This window comes from Paenibacillus solanacearum (genome assembly GCF_910593845.1).
In the GTDB taxonomy this organism is placed as follows: Bacteria; Bacillota; Bacilli; order Paenibacillales; family NBRC-103111; genus Paenibacillus_G; species Paenibacillus_G solanacearum.
The window spans coordinates 380,840-398,758 of sequence record NZ_CAJVAS010000002.1; the positions used below are offsets into that span (position 1 = coordinate 380,840).

Sequence of the window (17,919 nt, forward strand, 5' to 3'; positions counted from 1 at the left end):
CCCGCTAACAGATCAGGGTTGATCCTTTGTTTTTTTGGCCGCGGCCGAGCCGGACGGCCCATTGCCCGCAGGCGGTTTGGACGAAGCGGAGCCAACGCTTTTCGAGCTGCCTGCCGATTTGATCTGGTTTTCGTCGGGAACGACAAGACCGAGCTTCTTCGCTTCTTCCCCAAGCCGCTCCGGCGACGACAGCGCATCCACTTTATGCTTCAGCACGCTGTTCTCCGCCTCCAGCTGCTTGATTTTTTGCTCGATTTTATTAATGTTCGTGTTCATTTCATAGATTTGGGCATAACGCCAAATAATAAGGCCCGCCACCACCACGCAGATCGCTACCGTGAACAAATACAGGAGCTTCTCCTGCACCGGCAGAGACTTGTTGTTGCGGTTAACCGATTTTTTCGGTTCCTTCGCTTGTACTTTGTTCTCCGAGCGCTGCTCCACCGCTAAACTCCCATGAATATAAGCCGGCAAGATGGTTCCCCCTTTGATTTCAAAGTTTTTCCGCTATGCGAAGCTTCGCCGAACGTGCCCGCGGATTTGCTTCCAATTCATCCGCTCCGGCTTCGATCGGCTTACGATTGACAAGTTTGACGATCCCTTTATTGCCGCACACGCACATCGGAAAATCCGGCGGGCATGTGCATCTAGCCACGTATTTGTTAAACGTCTGCTTGCAGATGCGGTCCTCCAGCGAGTGGAACGTAATGACAGATGCGCGCCCGCCGGGAGCGAGACAGCGAATGGTCTGCTCCAGCGCTTCTTCAAAAGCGCCCAATTCGTCATTGACCGCGATGCGCAGCGCCTGAAAGCTTCGCTTAGCCGGATGCGGTCCCGTTCTCCGCGCCGCGGCGGGTATCGCTTGCTTGATCAGCTCCGCCAGCTCGGCTGTCGTCTCGATCGGCTTCTTCTCCCGGGCGGCTGCAATATGGGCGGCAATGCGTCTAGAAAACTTTTCCTCACTGTATTTGAACAAAATTTCTGCGATTTCCTGCTCCGACCAGTCGTTCACAATATCCCGGGCGGTCAGCGGCGCTGTCTGGTCCATCCGCATGTCCAGCTCAGCATCCTGGTTGTAGCTGAAGCCGCGGTCCGCCTCGTCCAGCTGCGGGGATGAAACACCAAGATCGAACAGCACGCCGTCAACCTGCGGCTTGCCGTCCTTCATCGCCCGCGGAATACGGGACAGCTCCCGTTCCAAAAAGCGGAAATTGCTGCGTACCAGCTTCACCCGATCCGCGACCGGGGCCAAACGCTCCTGCGCGTTCGCCAGCGCGGCATCGTCCTGATCGAATGCGATCAGCAGGCCGTCTTCATTCAGCTGGTTTGCAACCAGCAAACTGTGACCGGCTCCTCCGAGCGTACAGTCAACATATACTCCGTCCGGCTTAATATGCAGTCCGTGAACTGCTTCTTCTTTCAATACGGTAATATGATGAAACATGCCATTATCCTCCTGAGCGTTTACAAGTCGAAGTTGAAGTCAACCAATTTCTCGGCAATCTCGTTGAACGATTCTTCCGATTGCTCGGCATAGTTTTCCCAGATTGCCTTACTCCAAATCTCCACCCGATTGGAAACGCCGATCACGACGCAATCTTTCTCCAGCTTGGCATGTTCGATCAGATTGTTCGGCAGATTGACTCTGCCCTGCTTGTCCAGCTCGCACTCGGTCGCTCCGGAGAAGAAAAATCGGGTAAAGGCACGAGCGTCCGACTTCATCAGCGGCAGCGCTTTGAGCTTCTGCTCCAGCACCGCCCATTCATCCATGGGGTAAACAAATAAGCATTGGTCCAGGCCGCGAGTGACGATAAACGATGTTCCGAGGGCTTCGCGAAATTTCGCAGGCACGATCATCCGGCCTTTTTCATCAACGGTATGTTGATATTCCCCCATAAACATCCCACTCGCCACCCCCTTTCCACCACTTTAACCCACTTTCCTCCACCTGTAAACTATAATTCGCTGTATGAAACAAAAAATCCTGCTTTCGTCTCAGGGACGAAGCAGGATTTTTCATAGGCCATAGCTATTCCGTTTCTTTCTTGGCGCCGTCCGCCGGTTCCGGCTGCTGCCTGTTATGTTCGGCGAGCTGCTTGCGTATACCCGACAGCTTCTTCTTTCGATTCGTTCGCGCGAACCACAGCGGCACGCCGATCACGACGAGCAGCGCCAGCACCGGCAGCGCGCTGGCTACAAATACGACAACCCACTGAATCATAACCGACAATACGGTCATGCTGCCGTTCAGCGCGGCTGCGGCCCGGTTCAACAGCGGCCCCCGGTCTTTCGATCCGATGACCTCGGCGGAGCCGATCTTTTGCGCTAACCTCAGCTCAATGGTAGAGAAAGCGACATTTTGTTCCAAATAGCGCATTCTGCCCTTGATGCGCTCGATTTCTTCCTGCACTTTTCCGAGTTCGGCGGAAAATGCGACAAGCTCGTCGGTTTTCGTCGCTTTCTCCATGAAGGAAATCAACCGCTCTTCCACCACTTGTTTGGCCTTTAGCCGCGATGACAAATCAACGTATTCTTCCGTGACGTCCTGTCCCTGCATGTTTTTTTGCATCGCCGGGTGGATTTGCTCCAGCCTCGACAACAGCGATTGAAACCCGTTCGCGGGAACTTTGATGACGAATGTACCGCTTTTTTCGGCAGTTGCCACATTTTCGCTGAACTGTAAAATGTACGCGCCAGACTGGGTGACCGCCTCCTGTATTTTGGCCGCGGTCTCCTGGTACTTCTCCACCTGCATCATCAGATTCGCCTTGTAAATAATTTTGCGGCCGAACGGATCAGCCGCCTCCGGTGCGGTCTCTCCCATAAAGCTGCCGCCGGCCGCGGCATTCGAAACCGCCTTGGCGTCGGTCGTCTCCACCGCTCGGTCCGCAGCCCCTCCGCCGTTCGCCTGCTGCGGACTCGGCGCAGCCAGGCTCATCTCCGAGCTCTTCGATGCCGCCGATTCGCCGGCGCCGCAGCCCGTCAGCATCACGGCAACCGCAAACAGCGTCGCCAGCGCCGCGCCCATCCCTTTCCTCAGACCCCGATAGCCCCGGGAATGCCGCCTGAGGCCGTTTCTTGATTTGTCTCGCATCGCTAATCCCCCTTGATTGTCGCGAATACTTGCCGCGAACCGCTTCGCAAGCAGCCCGCTACCCCATAGACGGTACCCGCTTCGGCATTGTTGCATGATACTGGCAGCCTAACCAAGGATTTTCAACTGCGGAACAACAAAAAAACTCTCCCGATGACTGATCATCGAGAGAGTCGGATGAACGCCCGCCTGTTAAGCGAAGCGCAGTATATTAATGCTCGGCCCAGCTGTCGAGGTAAGCTTGCTGCTCCGACGTCAGCGCGTCGATGCCCATGCCCATAGCGGCCAGCTTGAAGCGTGCAACTTGCTCGTCCAGCTCGTAAGGAACGTTGACGACTTTGTTGCCGATTTGCTTGTAGTTGTCGTTCACGTACTTGAGCGACATTGCCTGCAATGCAAACGTCATGTCCATGATTTCTGCCGGATGACCGTCGCCGGCTGCCAGGTTCACGAGGCGGCCTTCGGCCAAAATGTAAAACTTGCGGCCGTCCTGCAGCTTGTATTCTTCAATGTTACGGCGAACGGTGCGTTTCGATACGGACATCGCTTCGAGCTCCGGCTTGTTCACTTCCACGTCGAAGTGACCTGCATTGGACAAGATCGCGCCGTCCTTCATCACTTTGTAGTGCTCGCCGCGGATGACGTCACGGTTGCCGGTTACCGTTACGAAGAAGTCGCCCAGCTTGGCCGCTTCCGTCATCGGCATTACCGCAAAACCGTCCATATAAGCTTCGACGGCCTTGATTGCATCGATTTCGGTTACGATGACGTTCGCACCGAGTCCTTTGGCGCGCATGGCTACGCCTTTGCCGCACCAGCCGTAGCCGACGACAACGACGGTTTTACCCGCAACAACCAGGTTGGTCGTCCGGTTGATGCCGTCCCACACGGATTGCCCCGTGCCGTAGCGGTTGTCGAACAAGTATTTGCAGAATGCGTCGTTTACGGCCACCATCGGGAATTGCAGCTGGTTTTCTTTCTCCAGAGATTTCAGACGCAGGATTCCTGTCGTCGTTTCTTCCGCGCCGCCGCGTACTTTTTTCAGCAAATCTCTGCGCTCGGAGTGAAGAACCGTGACGAGGTCGCCGCCGTCGTCGATGATGAGGTCCGGCTCGGTTTCCAGCGTTTTGACCAGCAGGTCCTTGTATTCTTGAGGGTCCGGATTGTACTTCGCAAACACGGTGATGCCGTCTTCCACCAGCGCCGCGCATACATCATCCTGCGTGGACAGCGGGTTGGAGCCGCAGATCGCCACTTCGGCGCCGCCGGCTTGTACGACTTTGGCGAGATATGCCGTTTTCGCTTCGAGGTGAAGCGAAATCGCGACTTTCAGCCCTTTGAACGGCTGCTCTTTCTCGAATTGTTCGCGGATGCGGTTCAGCACCGGCATGTGAGCGTTAACCCAGTCAATCTTCAAATGCCCTTCCGGGGCGAGCTTGATATCGCGAATAATGCTTTGGTTCACTGTGCTTGCCATGAATAAAATTCCTCCCTGAGTCGTTAAAATAATGGTCTCTCTATTATGCCTGATCTTGCGTTTATATGTAACATACCCTGTGCTTGCCGTCCGGTACCAAGGGAAGCTCAAGCAATTCCTTCAGCCACCCTTCGCCGTATTTGTTCATGTACGAGGCTATGTTAAATACCCTTTCCTGCGGTTTGCCGCCGGGAACCAGCGACATGCCGATCCGTTCGAACTGACGAATGCCGGCATCGAATTGCGATCGCAGGCCATCCTCCGACTTCTGCTGCAAAAAGTCGATCTGCTCGATAATTTTGCCGAGATTCGTCTCGCCCAGCTTGCGAAGCCCCGGATTAATGGCGCCGATCGCCTCGACCAGCGGCTCATAGCTGTCTTTGAACCGCGACTTGACTTCGCCGAAGCGTTCCTCCAGATGAAATTGATCCTGCTCCTTGAGCCAGTCCTGCTGCCGCTCTTCCAGCCGGAACAGCGCATCCTCCAGACTCAGATCGAACTTCCTCATATTCTTCTGCACGGTGCCTTCCAGCAGCGTGAATTCAAGTCTGGGAAGCAGCAGCGGCATCCGCATGCCGAGCAGGTGAAACGCTTCACGGGTCAGCCCCCAATAAGCGATCTCCGCCCGTCCAAGAACGGCGCCCAGCACGGGGAACAAGTAATCCTGCATCAGCGGCCGCGTCATCACGTTGTTACTCAGACGCTCCGGCGAAGATTCGGCCAGCTCGGCCAGCTGTTCGCGGGAATAGCGCCGCTCGCCTCTTCTGTCCGTGAAACCGTTCCCGTCCTCCGCCGGGTAGAGCAAGATACGTTCTCCGCCGTCGTATACGAACAAGTTCGCCCCGCGGTCGTGAAGCTCCGCCTGCGGCTGGTAGCTGCCGGAGAGTATGCGCGCCTTGCCCTTCAGCAGCTCGCCGTGAATCTCGTCGCTCCGCTCGACAAGCTGGCGGAACATCGGTGCTTCCAGCCTGCGAATGTGCGGATCGTCCGAATCAACGAACACGAGACCGTACGCGCCGAACAGCTTGGCCATGATGCGGGCGAAATATTCGACCAGCGTGGCCGACGCGTCCGCCATTCCGCGAAGCGAAGCCATCAGCTCTGCGCGAAACTCCGTCGGCATGAGCGCCTGCTCCATGCTCGCAAGCGCTTCCTCCCACTGTTCGCGCGAAATTGCGGTCTGGCTCACAGACGTGCGCAGCCCTGTCGGGTGGTCCAGCTTCACCTTCTCTACCTTCATGTCCGATGACAGGTAATGGAAGTGATTCACTTCGTCAAAATCATGGTCTTCTCCCGCGATCCAGAACACCGGAATCACGGGACGCTGCAGCTCGCTTGACGCATGCCTTGCCGCCTGAATGAGCGTGATCGCCTTGTATACGACGAGCAGCGGGCCCGTGAACAAACTTGCCTGCTGTCCCCCGACGATACAAAGCGTACGCCGGTCCTTCAGCAGCTCCGCATGGCGGATCGTCGCCTCCGAACCGCCGATCGCGCTGTTGAACCGGATTAGCGCCTCCGACAGGGCTTCCCGATCGGCTCCGTCCGGACGCTCCTTGTCCAGCCAAGCAGCCCGCTGCTTCCAATCGTCCGCCTTCCACGGATTGTAGTCGAACAACCCGCTCACTTGATCAAACCGGTGAATATAGTCCTCCGTCAAAGGCTGGCCGGACTTCCACTGAATCGCCTCTACTTGCAAAGCTCTCCGCCACCCTCCGTATGTATTGAGATGCGCCCCGGGTCAACAGCCCGAATACGCTCCATTGTCGAATAATTGAAGCTGAATCTATTGTACACATGTTCCCGGTAATCGTCAAAGTAAAAACAGCCCTTCGCTGCGAAACGGAGGGCTGTTTCCTCTATATTATTTGTGCAGGTGGCAAGCGACGAAATGACCGGGCTCGACTTCCTTGAATTCAGGCATCGCCGCGGCGCATTCAGGCATTGCCATCGGACAGCGCGTACGGAACGGACAGCCGCTTGGCGGATTGAGCGGGCTCGGAATTTCACCTTCCAGAATAATGCGCTCCCTGTTCCGCTCCACCTCCGGATCCGGAATCGGAATAGCAGACAGCAGCGACTGCGTATACGGGTGCAGCGGCTTGGCGTACAACGCGTCCGACGTCGTCACCTCGACAAGCTTGCCGAGGTACATAACGCCGATTCGGTCGGAAATATGCTTTACCATCGCAAGATCGTGGGCGATGAACAAGTAGGTCAGCCCCCGCTCCTTCTGCAGCTTCTTGAACAGGTTGACGACCTGCGCCTGTACGGATACGTCCAGCGCCGAAATCGGCTCGTCGGCGATAATGAACTTCGGTTCGATCGCCAGCGCCCGTGCGATGCCGATCCGCTGGCGCTGACCGCCGGAAAACTCATGCGGGAAACGGCTTGCATGCTCTTCATTCAAGCCGACGTCGCGCAGCAGCTGGAACACGCGCTCCTTGCGCTTGCTGCCGGACAGCGTCCCATGAATGTCGATTCCCTCGGCAATAATGTTACCCACGGTCATCCGGGGATTCAGCGAAGCGTACGGATCCTGGAACACCATCTGCATGTTCCGGCGGAAATCGAGCAGCTTCTTCCCGCGTAGCTTGTGCACGTCCTCGCCGTCGAACAGCACTTCCCCGCTCGTTGATTCATACAGCCGGATGATCGTGCGTCCCGTGGTCGACTTGCCGCAGCCGGATTCCCCGACAAGGCCGAATGTCTCGCCTCGCTCGATAGCGAAGCTGATATTATCGACAGCTTTCAGCGTTTTGCCGCTGCCTAGTTGAAAATGCTTCTGTAAATTGCGTACTTCCAGCAATGGTTGTCGTTTGCTCATCGCGCGGCACCTCCCGCTTCCACTGGACGCTCTACTTTCGGCGCGCCTTCATGCAGCAGCCAGCAAGCCGCCGAATGCGTCTCCGACAATACGGTGTGCTCCGGATCGATCTGCCCACACACGCTCATCGCATAAGGACAGCGGGCCGCGAACGCGCAGCCTTTCGGAGGAGAGAACAAATCCGGCGGCGTGCCGGGAATCGGCACCAGCTCGTTGTCCTTGTCCTGATCGAGCCGCGGAACGGAACGAAGCAGTCCCCACGTATACGGATGCTTCGATTCGTAGAAAATTTCGTCGACCGTCCCTTGCTCCACCACTTTGCCGGCGTACATGACAATGACGCGCTGCGCCATCTCGGCCACGACGCCGAGGTCGTGCGTAATGACGATAATGGACGCTTCCGTCTTCTCGGACAACTTCTTCATCAGCTCGATAATTTGCGCCTGAATCGTGACGTCGAGCGCCGTCGTCGGCTCGTCCGCAATGAGCAGCTTCGGGCTGCAGGCGAGCGCGATCGCAATCATGACGCGCTGGCGCATCCCGCCGGAAAATTCATGCGGATATTGCTGCATGCGCCCTTCCGGGTTCGACATGCCGACAAGCTTCAAGATTTCGAGCGCTCGCTTGTTCGCTTCCTCGCCGCTCACCTTGTGATGCTTGACGATACCTTCCGTAATCTGCTTGCCTACGGTCATCGTCGGATTCAAGGAAGTCATCGGATCCTGGAAGATCATCCCCATCTCGGAGCCGCGAATTTTTTCCATTTCTCTATTCGATAAACGGGTAATTTCCGTCTTCCCGTTAAATTTGATCGATCCGTTCTTGATGATGCTCGGCGGCGAAGGAATCAGTCGCATGATCGTTTGCGCGGTTACGGATTTTCCGCAGCCGGATTCCCCTACGATCGCCAGCACTTCCCCTTTTTTCAGATCAAAGGAGACGCCCCTTACCGCCTGAACTTCTCCCGCATACGTGCGGAAAGATACTTTCAGATCGCGAACTTCCAATATATTGTTATTCATCATGTGCAGCACCTCCCCATGAACTGATTGCTTGGTTACTTGCGCATCTTCGGATCAAGCGCGTCGCGCAGACCGTCGCCAAGCAGGTTGAAGCTGAGCAAAATCCAGCTGAAGACGATCGTCGGGAAAATGACCCGGTGCGGGTACAACCGGATATTGTTGGCTCCGTCGGAAAGCAGCGAGCCCAGCGAAGCCAGCGGCACGCGAATGCCGAGACCGATAAAGCTGAGGAACGCCTCGACGAAAATCGCCGACGGTACGATAAACGTAATTTGCACGATAATCAAGCCCAGCGCGTTCGGCACGAGATGCTTCAATATAATGCGAGCTCCCCCGGCGCCGAGCGTCTTGGCGGCAAGCACGTATTCCTGTTCTTTGAGCGTCAAGATTTGACCGCGCACGAGCCGCGCCATCGGCACCCAGCCCGTAATCGCGTAAGCGATAATGATCGTTTTGAAGCCGGGACCGATAACGACGATGAGCAAAATCGAAATAAGCAAAAACGGAATGGAGTAAATGATTTCGATAATGCGCTGCATGATGTCGTCGACCCGCCCGCCGTAGTAGGCGGAAATGCCGCCGTACAGCACGCCGAATACGAGATCGAGCGCCGCGGCGGTAATGCCGATCAGCAGTGAAATCCGGGTGCCCCACCAAACCCGCACCCACAGGTCGCGGCCGAAATCGTCCGTCCCGAACCAGTGCGCGGCCGAAGGCGGCTGATTTTTGATCGCGTAATCCTGTGTCGCGTAGTCGAAGTGGGAAAAGATCGGCCCGAAGATTGCAAAGACGGTCAGCAAAATCAAGCTGCACAAGCCGAACATCGCGAGCTTGTTCTTCTTCAGCCTTCTCCACGCATCCTGCCAGTATGTCAGGGAAGGGCGCACAATGGACTCGCTGCCGACGGCTTCTTTGTTCATCGGCTGAAACATATCTTTGGACAATTCCATCATTTGCTGCCTCCTCTAGCCAGACGTATGCGCGGATCAACCAAGCCGTAAATGATGTCGGTAATAAACAGAACGACAACAAGGATAAAGGCATAGAAGATGGTGAGTCCGGTAATCATCGTGTAATCATTCGAATAAATCGACTGGACGAAGTGCTTGCCGAGGCCCGGCACGACAAAAATTTGCTCGACGATGAGCGTACCGGTAATCAAGTTGACGAAAACCGGTCCAAGTACGGTAATGACCGGTAAAATCGCGTTGCGAAGCGTATGCCTGACGACAATCGCGCGCTGGGACAATCCTTTGGACATGGCGGTTTTAATATAATCATGGTTCAATACGTCAAGCATCGACGTTCGCATCAGCCTCGCCAATATCGCAATCGTCCCGAAGGACAATGCAATGGCGGGCAGTACCCTGGACGAAGGCCCCGTCCACATCCCCGGCGGAAGCCAGCCTAACTTGACTCCGACAAAATACGACAAAAGCGGGCCGAGCACGAACGACGGAATCGAAATACCGGCCACAGCGGTGAACATCGCGGTAATGTCGAGCCCCTTGTTATGATTCAAAGCAGCAATAATCCCCAAGATAAGTCCGACGGCAATCGCAATACCGAGCGCCCATAATCCGAGCTCCAGCGAAGCGGGAAAGCCCTGCTTAATAATGTCGGTAACTTTCCGCGTCGGAAACGCGAAAGAAACGCCGAGATCGCCATGAATGACGTTGTTCATATACTGCAAGTACTGATCCCAAATCGGCTTATCCAGGCCGTACTGGGCGTACAAAATCTTTTTCTGCTCGATCGTCATCTTCTGCGAATCTTCGCCGAACGGATCTCCCGGCAAGTTTTTCATCAGAACGAAAGTGAACGTGACGATGAGCCATAATGTCATGACCATATAAACCAGCCGGCGCAATAAGAAGCGAAGCATGGCACACCTCCTGAGCTTGTTCGGTAAAACGTCAAACAGTTGCGGCGTTGCATAAGTCGCAGGCAGAACTGTTTCGCAAGCATAGACTTGTAGCACGGCTATGTTTGCGAAGCAGTTCCGAACGGTTTCCTCGATTTTGAAAAAATCGGAGCCGTTCCATGATGGGAACGGCCCCCGTTGCAACTGAGCGCCGAAGATTATAGCGGGCAGTTGTCAACCCTTGCAACTGCAAGCCGATTCACGCGGCGCGCAGTAATCCGGCAAGCTGCGTATCCTGAATTATTTCAGGTAAGTCCAGCGAAGCTCCCACTCTTTGGACATGGCAGGCAGAATCAAGCCTTCCACGTTCGGTTTCTTCGCATACGGTCTCGTACGGAAGTAGAGCGGGGAAATCGAAGCGTCGGACATCAGCACTTTTTCGGCATCGACCATCATCTTGGAACGCTTCGCGAGGTCAACCTCTTTCTCCGCGCCTTTCACCAGATCGTCGTACTGCTTGTTGCTGTACTGCATGTAGTTAAACGACTTATTATCGGTCACCCACATATCAAGGAACGTCATCGGGTCGTTGTAATCCGCGCCCCACAGGCCGATCAGCGCATCAAAGTTCGACTCCTGCATGTTCTTCACGCGCAGCGCGAACGGCAGCGGTTCGCCGTCAACGTCGATCCCCAGATTTTGCTTCCATTGCGCCTGGATGAACTCGATCGATTTCTTCGAAGTTTCCGTGTCGTCGGAAGTCAGCTTGAACTTCGGCAGCGAAGCCATGTTCAGCTCCTTCAAGCCTTCAGCCAGCAGTTGCTTGGCTTTGGCCGGATCATAAGTAGGCTGCGTATCGCCGGCCACTTTGCGGAATTCCTGCTTGTTGCCGTCCAGCACCGTTCCCGGAACAAGGCCAGTCGACGGAATCGAAGTGCCGCCAAGGATGACTTCGTTAAACGTTTTGCGGTCAATCGCCATGCCGAGCGCTTGCTTGATCTTCGCATTGGCGAATGCCGGCACTTTCTTGTTTTGGAACAACACATACGCCGTAACGAATTCTTTCTTAAATACCAGATCAGGCTTGCCTTGGTACATTTTCGGCTGATCGCCCTTAAGCTCCGTCAAATCGACCTGATTCGTCTCATACATATTGAGTGACGTGTTCGGGTCTTTCACGACGTTAACCGTTACTTTGGTCAGCTTGATGTTGGCTGCATCCCAATAATTTTCGTTTTTGACCATAACCAGCTGCTGTTCATGATCCCATTTCTCCATTTTGAACGGACCGGCGCCCATAATCTTGTCGGCATCGGCGCCGTTCTTATCCCCTTGCTTCTTCACGAAATCGGGATTTTGCGGGAAGAACAACGGCATCGCGAGCTGATCCGTAAAGAAAGCTACCGGCTTCTCCAGCGTAATTTCCAGCGTCTTGTCGTCCTTCGCCTTTACGCCGAGCTCCGCTTTCTTCGCTTCCAATTCTTCCGTCTTGGCTGTATTCAAAGCGGCGCCGCCTTTAATCCAGGCGAGCATCGTCGCATATTTCGCTTTTGTCGCAGGATCCAGCGTCCGTTGGTATGCCCAGACGAAGTCGCTGGCTTTGAGCGGCGAACCGTCAGCCCATTTCAATCCGTCGCGAAGGGTGATCGTATAGACGAGCCCATCGGCCGAAACTTTCGGAAGCTCCTTAGCCAGTGCAGGCTGCGGCTTTCCGTCAGCGTCCAAACGGTACAAACCTTCGTTAACGGCGTTCAAAATAGTGAAAGACGGGTTCGTCGTCGCGATCGAACTGTCGATCGCAGGCGGCTCAGCCGACAAGTTGATCCGCAGCTCCTGCGCTGGAGCTTTCGTCTCTCCGGCAGCTCCCCCTGCATCTTTCTTGCCGCTATCCGCGCATCCGGTAGCCACAGCTCCGAGCATGGCCGTTACCGTAGCGTAAACCAGAAGCTTTTGAAACTTCATAAATCCATCCCCTTTTTCGATTATGTAATTATATGGTAACTATATATCATGTTATTTTTAATGACATATAGGTAACACAAATAATCCATTACTGATAATATAAGAATTCAGACAAAATGTAAATACATTGAAACCGTTACCAATAAATAATTATACAACCAACGGTCAATAAAATCTAGCAACATATTTTTACAGATGTCAAAATATGCTTCCATTTTCATTCGATTATTCCAGTAATTTGAACAAAAAGAAAAAGAGCCTAATCCTTAGGCTCCCATTTCTGCATGAAAATTATTCATTATCCTTAAAGATTTCCAGACCGCACGTTTCTGCGACCTTCTACAACTTAAACATAAATTTTCCGATACCGACAAACAGCAGCAGTACGTAACAAGCCGTCAGCACGATAAATCCGAATCGACTGAGCGTCCTTGCGATTTTGAGCAGATCGACGCGCCCCTTAACCCGGGTCTGAAGATTGCCGAGCATCCCTGCCGCTACGAGAAACAGCAGCACGATCGTCCAAACCAGCATGCCCGATCCGAAAATGCTGCGGCTCATGTAAGCGACCGATCCGACCAGAAACAGCGTTGTAATATCCATACTGAGATGCGTCGCTTTCCGTTTATCGCGGCTTATGCCATACGTAATGAACCAGGTGATGAAAAAGGCCACGAAAGGAGCGAGCGCTAGCGCGGTATAAAGCTTGTGAAGCCAATCAAGCAGCATATTCATGCATTTCCCACCGTTTCGTTACAGTACTTGAGTTCGGCCGTCGGCTTCCGCCCCCGCTTCCATCGCCTTCACCAGCAAATAAACCGTTTGATGCGAAGGTACGGCCAGACCGGCCCGTTCCGCTTCTCTTATAATGCCGCCCGTAATGTAATCGATCTCGGTCGTCCTGCCGGCCAGCACATCCTGCAGCATCGACGAACGGTTGCCGGCCGTCTTGCGGCAAACGTCGAGCAGCTGCTCCCACAAGTCGGAATCGACAGCAAGCCCCAGCTTGACGGCCGTCGCCACTGCTTCGTCATACAGCGTCCGCATCAGCTTCAGCGCTTCTCGCCGCTTCAGCAGTTCGCCGTTATGCACCCGCAGAATCGCAGTCAGTGGGTTGATCGCGGAATTCATAATCAATTTTTGCCAAACTCTGCTAGTGATGTCTTTCGACAAAAATGTATGGAATCCTGCAAGATTTAGCAGTTCCACCAGTTTTTTTTGCGCCTCGTCCTGCGCCTTGCCGCCTTCTGAACGAACGGCTCCGATCCAGGTTGTTCCTACTCCCGTATGTACCACTTCATTGCCGGCCGGTTTCAAGGCGCCTTCGGTCGTGACGGCGGCAAATATACGGTGCGCAGGCACCCGCCGCGACAGCGCTTCGACATGGCCGATGCCGTTCTGCAGGCAAACGACCCAGCTTGACGGCCCGCTCAGCCGCGCGACCTGCTCTACGAGATCCGCTGTAACGGCCGCCTGCTTCACAGCAAGCAGAATAAAATGCACGTCTGCCTTGTCACCGCTCTCGCTTCTAACAGCAGCCTCTTCCAGCGTGCGTATGGACGGGCGCACGATCGTTTCACGCGCATTCGCCGAGCTCTCGGGACCGCTGCGAAAGCGCACGCCGTCGTTCAGCAGCAAGCGCCCCTGCTCGTCCGTTCTTGCGCACAGCTCAACCGGCAAGCCGGCCATGCCCAGCTTCGCGGCAAACAGCAGGCCGATCGCGCCTGCCCCGATGACCGTTATGCGGTGCGATTCCATCCGGTTCCCCCATTCCAATCTTTCTTTCTCTCTATCATAGCAGATCCCCGAACACGAACAAGCCCCGGATCTCCTGCAAGAAGGATTCCCGGGGCGTCACGCCGCACGTCTATTCGATTCGTTCCAAATTGCCATTCTCATCCATCTTAAACCGCGTCTTCGCTTCCTCGTCCTCTTCGGCCAAAAATGCGAGTTTGCGCGCCCGGTCCATAATCTGGATCAGCGCTTTGTAGTCGTCGTTTACGACGCGGTAGTCCGTCGACACTTCGTTTACCTGGCTCTTAAGCACATCGTTCTCGCCGCGAATCTTCTCCAGCTCATCCTGCTTGTCGTTCAATTCCTTCTCAAGCTGGCGAATATGCCGCACCATCTCTTGATAGCTTCCTTTCCACTGCCTTAAAAAGCGTATGACTGCATCGATCGATATTTCTTCTACGATTCCGTCACTTCGCACAGCACTTTCGGCTCCGATGGACCCGGACACGCTGCCCGCCACCGAAGCAAATGAAGGCGATTGCTTCTTTTGCTGGCTTCTTTTTTGACGCTGCGCCTTTGCGATTTGAATGGAGGCTTCGTATTTTTTCCTTACAAAGCTATTCCAGCGAAATCCGCACGCAGCCGCGGTTCGGCCTATTTTTTCCCCAACCTCCTCGAATGCGGATAGCTGTGTGCTGCCTTCGCGGATATGCCGTAATGTCACGTCCGCCAATATCAAATCGTCTTCCTCGCTCCATGCATCTTGTCTGATTGCCGTCATCGAAGCAGTCCTCCCAACCCAAAAGGTTTCATCCACATCTATAAATGGTGGTTCGCAAATTATGTGATGCTTTACTTTATCTCTATGCCCATGGTAGAGTTCATAGAATACTTTTCTAGTATTTTGTATTGCCATTTTTTCAGGGCGCCATACATGTTTGGCGCTGAACAGGGAACGATATGTCATAGAAGAGCAAATTGACTTAAATTCGTCACGGATTTGACGTTTACACTTGCAGGTGGAAAAGTTATAATGTTGGATAGTAACTTTAGATGTGACCGTAGAAAGGGGGATGCAGGATGGATCGCATGTTTCGAGTTCTAGGCTTTTGGACGCTGGCTATCGGGCTCATGGCGCTTGCCGGTGACTTTATTCCGATGGCTTTGATCTTTTTTGCCCAGACAGCGATTTTCGTGCTTTTAGGATACATGAAACTATCCGAACGCGCCTACATATTGATTTTTTGGGGGTACATGATCGTATCGTTTACCGGTTTCACGTACTGGTCTTTCTTCAAGATGACGGTGTAACCATTCCCCCGGCAACCCAATGCCATCAAGTGAACGTACGGCAAAAAGAACCGCGCTTCCGCTCAGGAAGACGGTTCTTTTTTTTGAATCAGCACCTTGAACAGCTCGCTCATCTGGTCGGTGAGCAGCAGCTGACGGATCGCTCTGTTGCGCCGGGCTTCCGGCGAGAACGGATCGCGCGCGTCATGCGACTGCAGCCGCTGCAGCAGCCCGTTCCGGACGAGAAACTGCTTCTGCGTCATCAGCTCGGCCTGTCCTAAGCCGCCCCGCTCTCCCGCCCGAATCAGCGCCCCGAAGTTAACGTGGGCGGTCATATCCTGCTCTCCCGGATGTTGGAGCGGGGTATCGGAAGCCAGGTGCTTCCGGTAGCACAGCAGCGTTCCGTTCATACGATGCGGCGCGTAGAGCTCCTCGCCGACATCGCCATAATCGATCGTAAGCACCGCCCCTTGCCCTAGCGCCGCGGCAACCGATCGCATCCAATCCGATGCGGCGAGGTTCACTTCGAACTGCTGGCCTTCCCGGCACGGCAGCTGTTCTTCATTGATATAAGCCAACACCGCTTCGTCCGACAGCGGACGCTCCGTTTCCGCCGGCTTGTCCCTCTGTTCATCCCAGCTCACAAGCTTCTCGACCCATCGGCCGTCCCGCACTGCGATCCGATGCACCGGGAAGGCGTCGGGCAGCTCATTCGATAGAACAAGCGTATTGTCCCAGGGCCCCGCTCCATACCACGCTTCCGCCGTAAGAAAGCGCAGCCGCTTCGCATGCGCCGCAAGCGCGGCAGACTGCAGTTCGCGATGATAGCCGCTCGCTTCCACGCTGATGTAGTCCAGCCGTGCATACAGCTCCGGCGCTGTGGTCTGCAGCGCATCAAGCAGCTGCTGCGCCAGCTTCCCGCTGCCGCCGCCCCATTCGACGATGCGAATGCCATCCGCCGAGCCAGCATCCCAGAACGGCTCCTTCACGATCCATTCGGCAATCGTCTCGGCAAGGAGACTGCCGATCGACGCAGACGTATAGAAATCGCCCTCGCGGCCAATCTTCTCTTCCGGTCTCATATAGTAGCCGAAGAAGGGATGATACAAGCATAATTCCATATAACGGCGAAACGAGATCGCCCGCTCCGGCGTGGCTGCGATTTCCTGTTCGATCGCTTCTCGCAAGCCGAGGCCTTTGTCCTTCATCGCGCTGTTCACAATCTCACCCTACCCTTTGTTTTATTGCAAATGTAAACGATGTATATAATGAACCCTTTCCCTTTTCCGGGCTGCGGCCGTAAGAAAGGCAGCAAGCATGTGAATCTGTTATAAAGATAACAGAGTGCGCGACCGCTTGCCAAGCGTCCACCTTATATGCGCGAATTGCAAACTGACTATCGGTTATGCAGGCAGGCGTTCCAAAATAGTTTTCACCTACGAAAGCGTGAGAACTATTTTTTTGGCATTTTTTTAAGAAAATCATGATATTCTTTAGTTGAGAGATTTGTTTCCAACCGAAGGAGGACAAGCGGGAAATGAAGCGGTTTGGGACAGTGCTGCTGCTGATGTGGTTATGCTTCGTTACAGCCTTCCCGCGGTCAGCGGTTTGGGCGGAAACGACGGAAGCGAATCGGGAGCTTTTGCAAAAAGGGCTGAACGTCTATGAAATCGACCGGGAGCTTGGGCGGATCTCCGACCGGCAATCCGCTCTATCGGCACAGTTGAAAGACACAGAGCAGAAGCTGCAAGCGGCGCGAACCGCTTCCGCCGAGGCCAGGCAGCATGCGGCCAAAGTCATCCGTGCTTACTACCAGGGGGACCGGGATTCGCTGTGGATGGTTTTGTTCAGTATTCATTCTTTATCCGACGCCTTGTCGGTGATGGAATATTTGCAGATGATTCTCCGTACGGACCGGCAGGCGCTCCAGCGCCACGATACGGCATGGAAGCAGTTGACGGCGCTGCAATCGGAGCAGACGCAAGCACAAGCCGCGCTGAACGACCTGAAAGAACGGTACACGAGCGAACGGACGCGCCTGGTCAGCCTGCAAAAGGAAGTGGAGGCGCTGCTGGCCAAAAATATAGAAGCGGTCAAGGTGCAGCAGCAAATGACCGAGCTAAACCGCCAGTGGCAGGACAAAGGCGTGCCGCTGTTCAAAACGTATTTTCACGCTTTGGCGAAAGCCATGAACGATCTGCCTGAAATCATCACATCCGGAAGCTCGGGAACGAGCGGTAAAACGACCCATCTCATAATGAACGGCTTCAACTACACGTTTCAGATGACCGATCAAGAGCTGAACGCCTTTTTGCAAAAGAAAAACGCGCTATTCCGCAATATGGACTTTCGCTTCGCGGAAGATGCCGTGATCGCTACCGGCAAGCAGGACGACATTGCGCTGACCATCAAGGGCCGCTACGAGATGGCTTCCAAAGACGACAGCAAATCGAAATCATACATTCGTTATACCATTCAAGAGCTGCTCTTCAACGGCTATACGCTGCCGGCGGCAACGGTGGAAGACTTGCAGAAACAATTCGATCTTGGCATTTACCCGCAAAATATCGCCTCGTTCCTTCAAGTATCGGGGCTCAAGCTGGAAGAAGGCAAGCTAAGCATCTACTTGAAGCTGGCGTTGTGACGAAG

17 protein-coding genes are annotated in these 17,919 nt (G+C 54.5%); 2 read left to right on the plus strand and 15 right to left on the minus strand.

The window, feature by feature from the left end:
* Window positions 1-12 precede the first annotated feature (12 nt).
* The 14 genes from ftsL to KXG62_RS04190 all read right to left on the minus strand — a co-directional run bounded on the left by ftsL (window position 13) and on the right by KXG62_RS04190 (window position 14,761).
* Window positions 13-474 carry a cell division protein FtsL gene (gene ftsL / locus KXG62_RS04125; protein ID WP_218090642.1) on the minus strand — a complete coding sequence of 154 codons (462 nt, stop codon included), beginning with the start codon at window positions 472-474 and terminating at the stop codon, window positions 13-15.
* A gap of 19 nt (window positions 475-493) precedes the next feature.
* The gene (gene rsmH / locus KXG62_RS04130) at window positions 494-1,444 is read right to left on the minus strand and encodes a 16S rRNA (cytosine(1402)-N(4))-methyltransferase RsmH (protein ID WP_218090643.1); all 951 of its coding nucleotides are present in this window, start codon (window positions 1,442-1,444) and stop codon (window positions 494-496) included.
* A gap of 20 nt (window positions 1,445-1,464) precedes the next feature.
* Window positions 1,465-1,902, minus strand: a complete 438-nt coding sequence (gene mraZ, locus KXG62_RS04135; protein ID WP_218090644.1) for a division/cell wall cluster transcriptional repressor MraZ — start codon at window positions 1,900-1,902, stop codon at window positions 1,465-1,467.
* Between the two features lie 127 nt (window positions 1,903-2,029).
* On the minus strand, window positions 2,030-3,190 hold the full coding sequence (locus KXG62_RS04140; RefSeq protein WP_218090645.1) for a DUF4349 domain-containing protein: 1,161 nt from the start codon (window positions 3,188-3,190) through the stop codon (window positions 2,030-2,032).
* A gap of 115 nt (window positions 3,191-3,305) precedes the next feature.
* Window positions 3,306-4,571 (minus strand): adenosylhomocysteinase, encoded by a 1,266-nt coding sequence (locus KXG62_RS04145; RefSeq protein ID WP_218090646.1) that lies wholly within the window; start codon window positions 4,569-4,571, stop codon window positions 3,306-3,308.
* Window positions 4,572-4,632: 61 nt separating this feature from the next.
* A complete protein-coding gene (gene bshC / locus KXG62_RS04150) occupies window positions 4,633-6,270 on the minus strand; it encodes a bacillithiol biosynthesis cysteine-adding enzyme BshC (RefSeq protein ID WP_218090647.1) in 1,638 nt (545 codons plus the stop codon).
* Between the two features lie 165 nt (window positions 6,271-6,435).
* Window positions 6,436-7,398 (minus strand): ABC transporter ATP-binding protein, encoded by a 963-nt coding sequence (locus KXG62_RS04155; RefSeq protein ID WP_218090648.1) that lies wholly within the window; start codon window positions 7,396-7,398, stop codon window positions 6,436-6,438.
* Window positions 7,395-8,420: an ABC transporter ATP-binding protein gene (locus KXG62_RS04160; RefSeq protein ID WP_218090727.1), complete on the minus strand. Its 1,026-nt coding sequence runs from the start codon at window positions 8,418-8,420 to the stop codon at window positions 7,395-7,397. Before KXG62_RS04160 ends, KXG62_RS04155 begins: the two co-directional genes overlap by 4 nt.
* Window positions 8,421-8,455: 35 nt before the next feature.
* The gene (locus KXG62_RS04165) at window positions 8,456-9,373 is read right to left on the minus strand and encodes an ABC transporter permease (RefSeq protein WP_218090649.1); all 918 of its coding nucleotides are present in this window, start codon (window positions 9,371-9,373) and stop codon (window positions 8,456-8,458) included.
* Window positions 9,370-10,305 carry an ABC transporter permease gene (locus KXG62_RS04170; protein ID WP_218090650.1) on the minus strand — a complete coding sequence of 312 codons (936 nt, stop codon included), beginning with the start codon at window positions 10,303-10,305 and terminating at the stop codon, window positions 9,370-9,372. Before KXG62_RS04170 ends, KXG62_RS04165 begins: the two co-directional genes overlap by 4 nt.
* Before the next feature lie 279 nt (window positions 10,306-10,584).
* A complete protein-coding gene (locus tag KXG62_RS04175) occupies window positions 10,585-12,246 on the minus strand; it encodes a peptide ABC transporter substrate-binding protein (RefSeq protein WP_218090651.1) in 1,662 nt (553 codons plus the stop codon).
* 339 nt (window positions 12,247-12,585) lie between these two features.
* Complete coding sequence (locus tag KXG62_RS04180) at window positions 12,586-12,981, minus strand: DUF3397 domain-containing protein (protein ID WP_218090652.1); 396 nt, start codon at window positions 12,979-12,981, stop codon at window positions 12,586-12,588.
* Window positions 12,982-12,999: 18 nt separating this feature from the next.
* On the minus strand, window positions 13,000-14,004 hold the full coding sequence (locus KXG62_RS04185) for a ketopantoate reductase family protein (protein WP_218090653.1): 1,005 nt from the start codon (window positions 14,002-14,004) through the stop codon (window positions 13,000-13,002).
* Window positions 14,005-14,113: 109 nt separating this feature from the next.
* Window positions 14,114-14,761, minus strand: coding sequence for an RsfA family transcriptional regulator (locus tag KXG62_RS04190; RefSeq protein ID WP_218090654.1), 648 nt, complete (start codon window positions 14,759-14,761; stop codon window positions 14,114-14,116).
* A gap of 299 nt (window positions 14,762-15,060) precedes the next feature.
* Here KXG62_RS04190 and KXG62_RS04195 point away from each other — a divergent pair, with 299 nt between their 5' ends.
* The gene (locus KXG62_RS04195; protein ID WP_218090655.1) at window positions 15,061-15,291 is read left to right on the plus strand and encodes a DUF2626 domain-containing protein; all 231 of its coding nucleotides are present in this window, start codon (window positions 15,061-15,063) and stop codon (window positions 15,289-15,291) included.
* A gap of 62 nt (window positions 15,292-15,353) precedes the next feature.
* Here the strand turns inward: KXG62_RS04195 and KXG62_RS04200 are convergent, their stop codons facing one another.
* Window positions 15,354-16,490 carry a class I SAM-dependent methyltransferase gene (locus KXG62_RS04200; RefSeq protein WP_246627280.1) on the minus strand — a complete coding sequence of 379 codons (1,137 nt, stop codon included), beginning with the start codon at window positions 16,488-16,490 and terminating at the stop codon, window positions 15,354-15,356.
* 317 nt (window positions 16,491-16,807) lie between these two features.
* On the opposite strand from KXG62_RS04200, the gene KXG62_RS04205 reads away from it, so the two are divergent.
* Window positions 16,808-17,914, plus strand: a complete 1,107-nt coding sequence (locus tag KXG62_RS04205; RefSeq protein WP_218090656.1) for a hypothetical protein — start codon at window positions 16,808-16,810, stop codon at window positions 17,912-17,914.
* Window positions 17,915-17,919 lie beyond the last annotated feature (5 nt).

Excerpts from the sequence above, each read along its gene's own strand:
- rsmH (WP_218090643.1), bottom strand. The coding sequence starts at position 1,444 with ATGTTTCATCATATTACCGTATTGAAAGAAGAAGCAGTTCACGGACTG.
- mraZ (WP_218090644.1), bottom strand. The coding sequence starts at position 1,902 with ATGTTTATGGGGGAATATCAACATACCGTTGATGAAAAAGGCCGGATG.
- KXG62_RS04140 (WP_218090645.1), bottom strand. The coding sequence starts at position 3,190 with ATGCAACAATGCCGAAGCGGGTACCGTCTATGGGGTAGCGGGCTGCTT.
- KXG62_RS04145 (WP_218090646.1), bottom strand. The coding sequence starts at position 4,571 with ATGGCAAGCACAGTGAACCAAAGCATTATTCGCGATATCAAGCTCGCC.
- KXG62_RS04155 (WP_218090648.1), bottom strand. The coding sequence starts at position 7,398 with ATGAGCAAACGACAACCATTGCTGGAAGTACGCAATTTACAGAAGCAT.
- KXG62_RS04160 (WP_218090727.1), bottom strand. The coding sequence starts at position 8,420 with ATGAATAACAATATATTGGAAGTTCGCGATCTGAAAGTATCTTTCCGC.
- KXG62_RS04165 (WP_218090649.1), bottom strand. The coding sequence starts at position 9,373 with ATGATGGAATTGTCCAAAGATATGTTTCAGCCGATGAACAAAGAAGCC.
- KXG62_RS04170 (WP_218090650.1), bottom strand. The coding sequence starts at position 10,305 with ATGCTTCGCTTCTTATTGCGCCGGCTGGTTTATATGGTCATGACATTA.
- KXG62_RS04175 (WP_218090651.1), bottom strand. The coding sequence starts at position 12,246 with ATGAAGTTTCAAAAGCTTCTGGTTTACGCTACGGTAACGGCCATGCTC.
- KXG62_RS04180 (WP_218090652.1), bottom strand. The coding sequence starts at position 12,981 with ATGAATATGCTGCTTGATTGGCTTCACAAGCTTTATACCGCGCTAGCG.
- KXG62_RS04185 (WP_218090653.1), bottom strand. The coding sequence starts at position 14,004 with ATGGAATCGCACCGCATAACGGTCATCGGGGCAGGCGCGATCGGCCTG.
- KXG62_RS04190 (WP_218090654.1), bottom strand. The coding sequence starts at position 14,761 with ATGACGGCAATCAGACAAGATGCATGGAGCGAGGAAGACGATTTGATA.
- KXG62_RS04195 (WP_218090655.1), top strand. The coding sequence starts at position 15,061 with ATGGATCGCATGTTTCGAGTTCTAGGCTTTTGGACGCTGGCTATCGGG.
- KXG62_RS04205 (WP_218090656.1), top strand. The coding sequence starts at position 16,808 with ATGAAGCGGTTTGGGACAGTGCTGCTGCTGATGTGGTTATGCTTCGTT.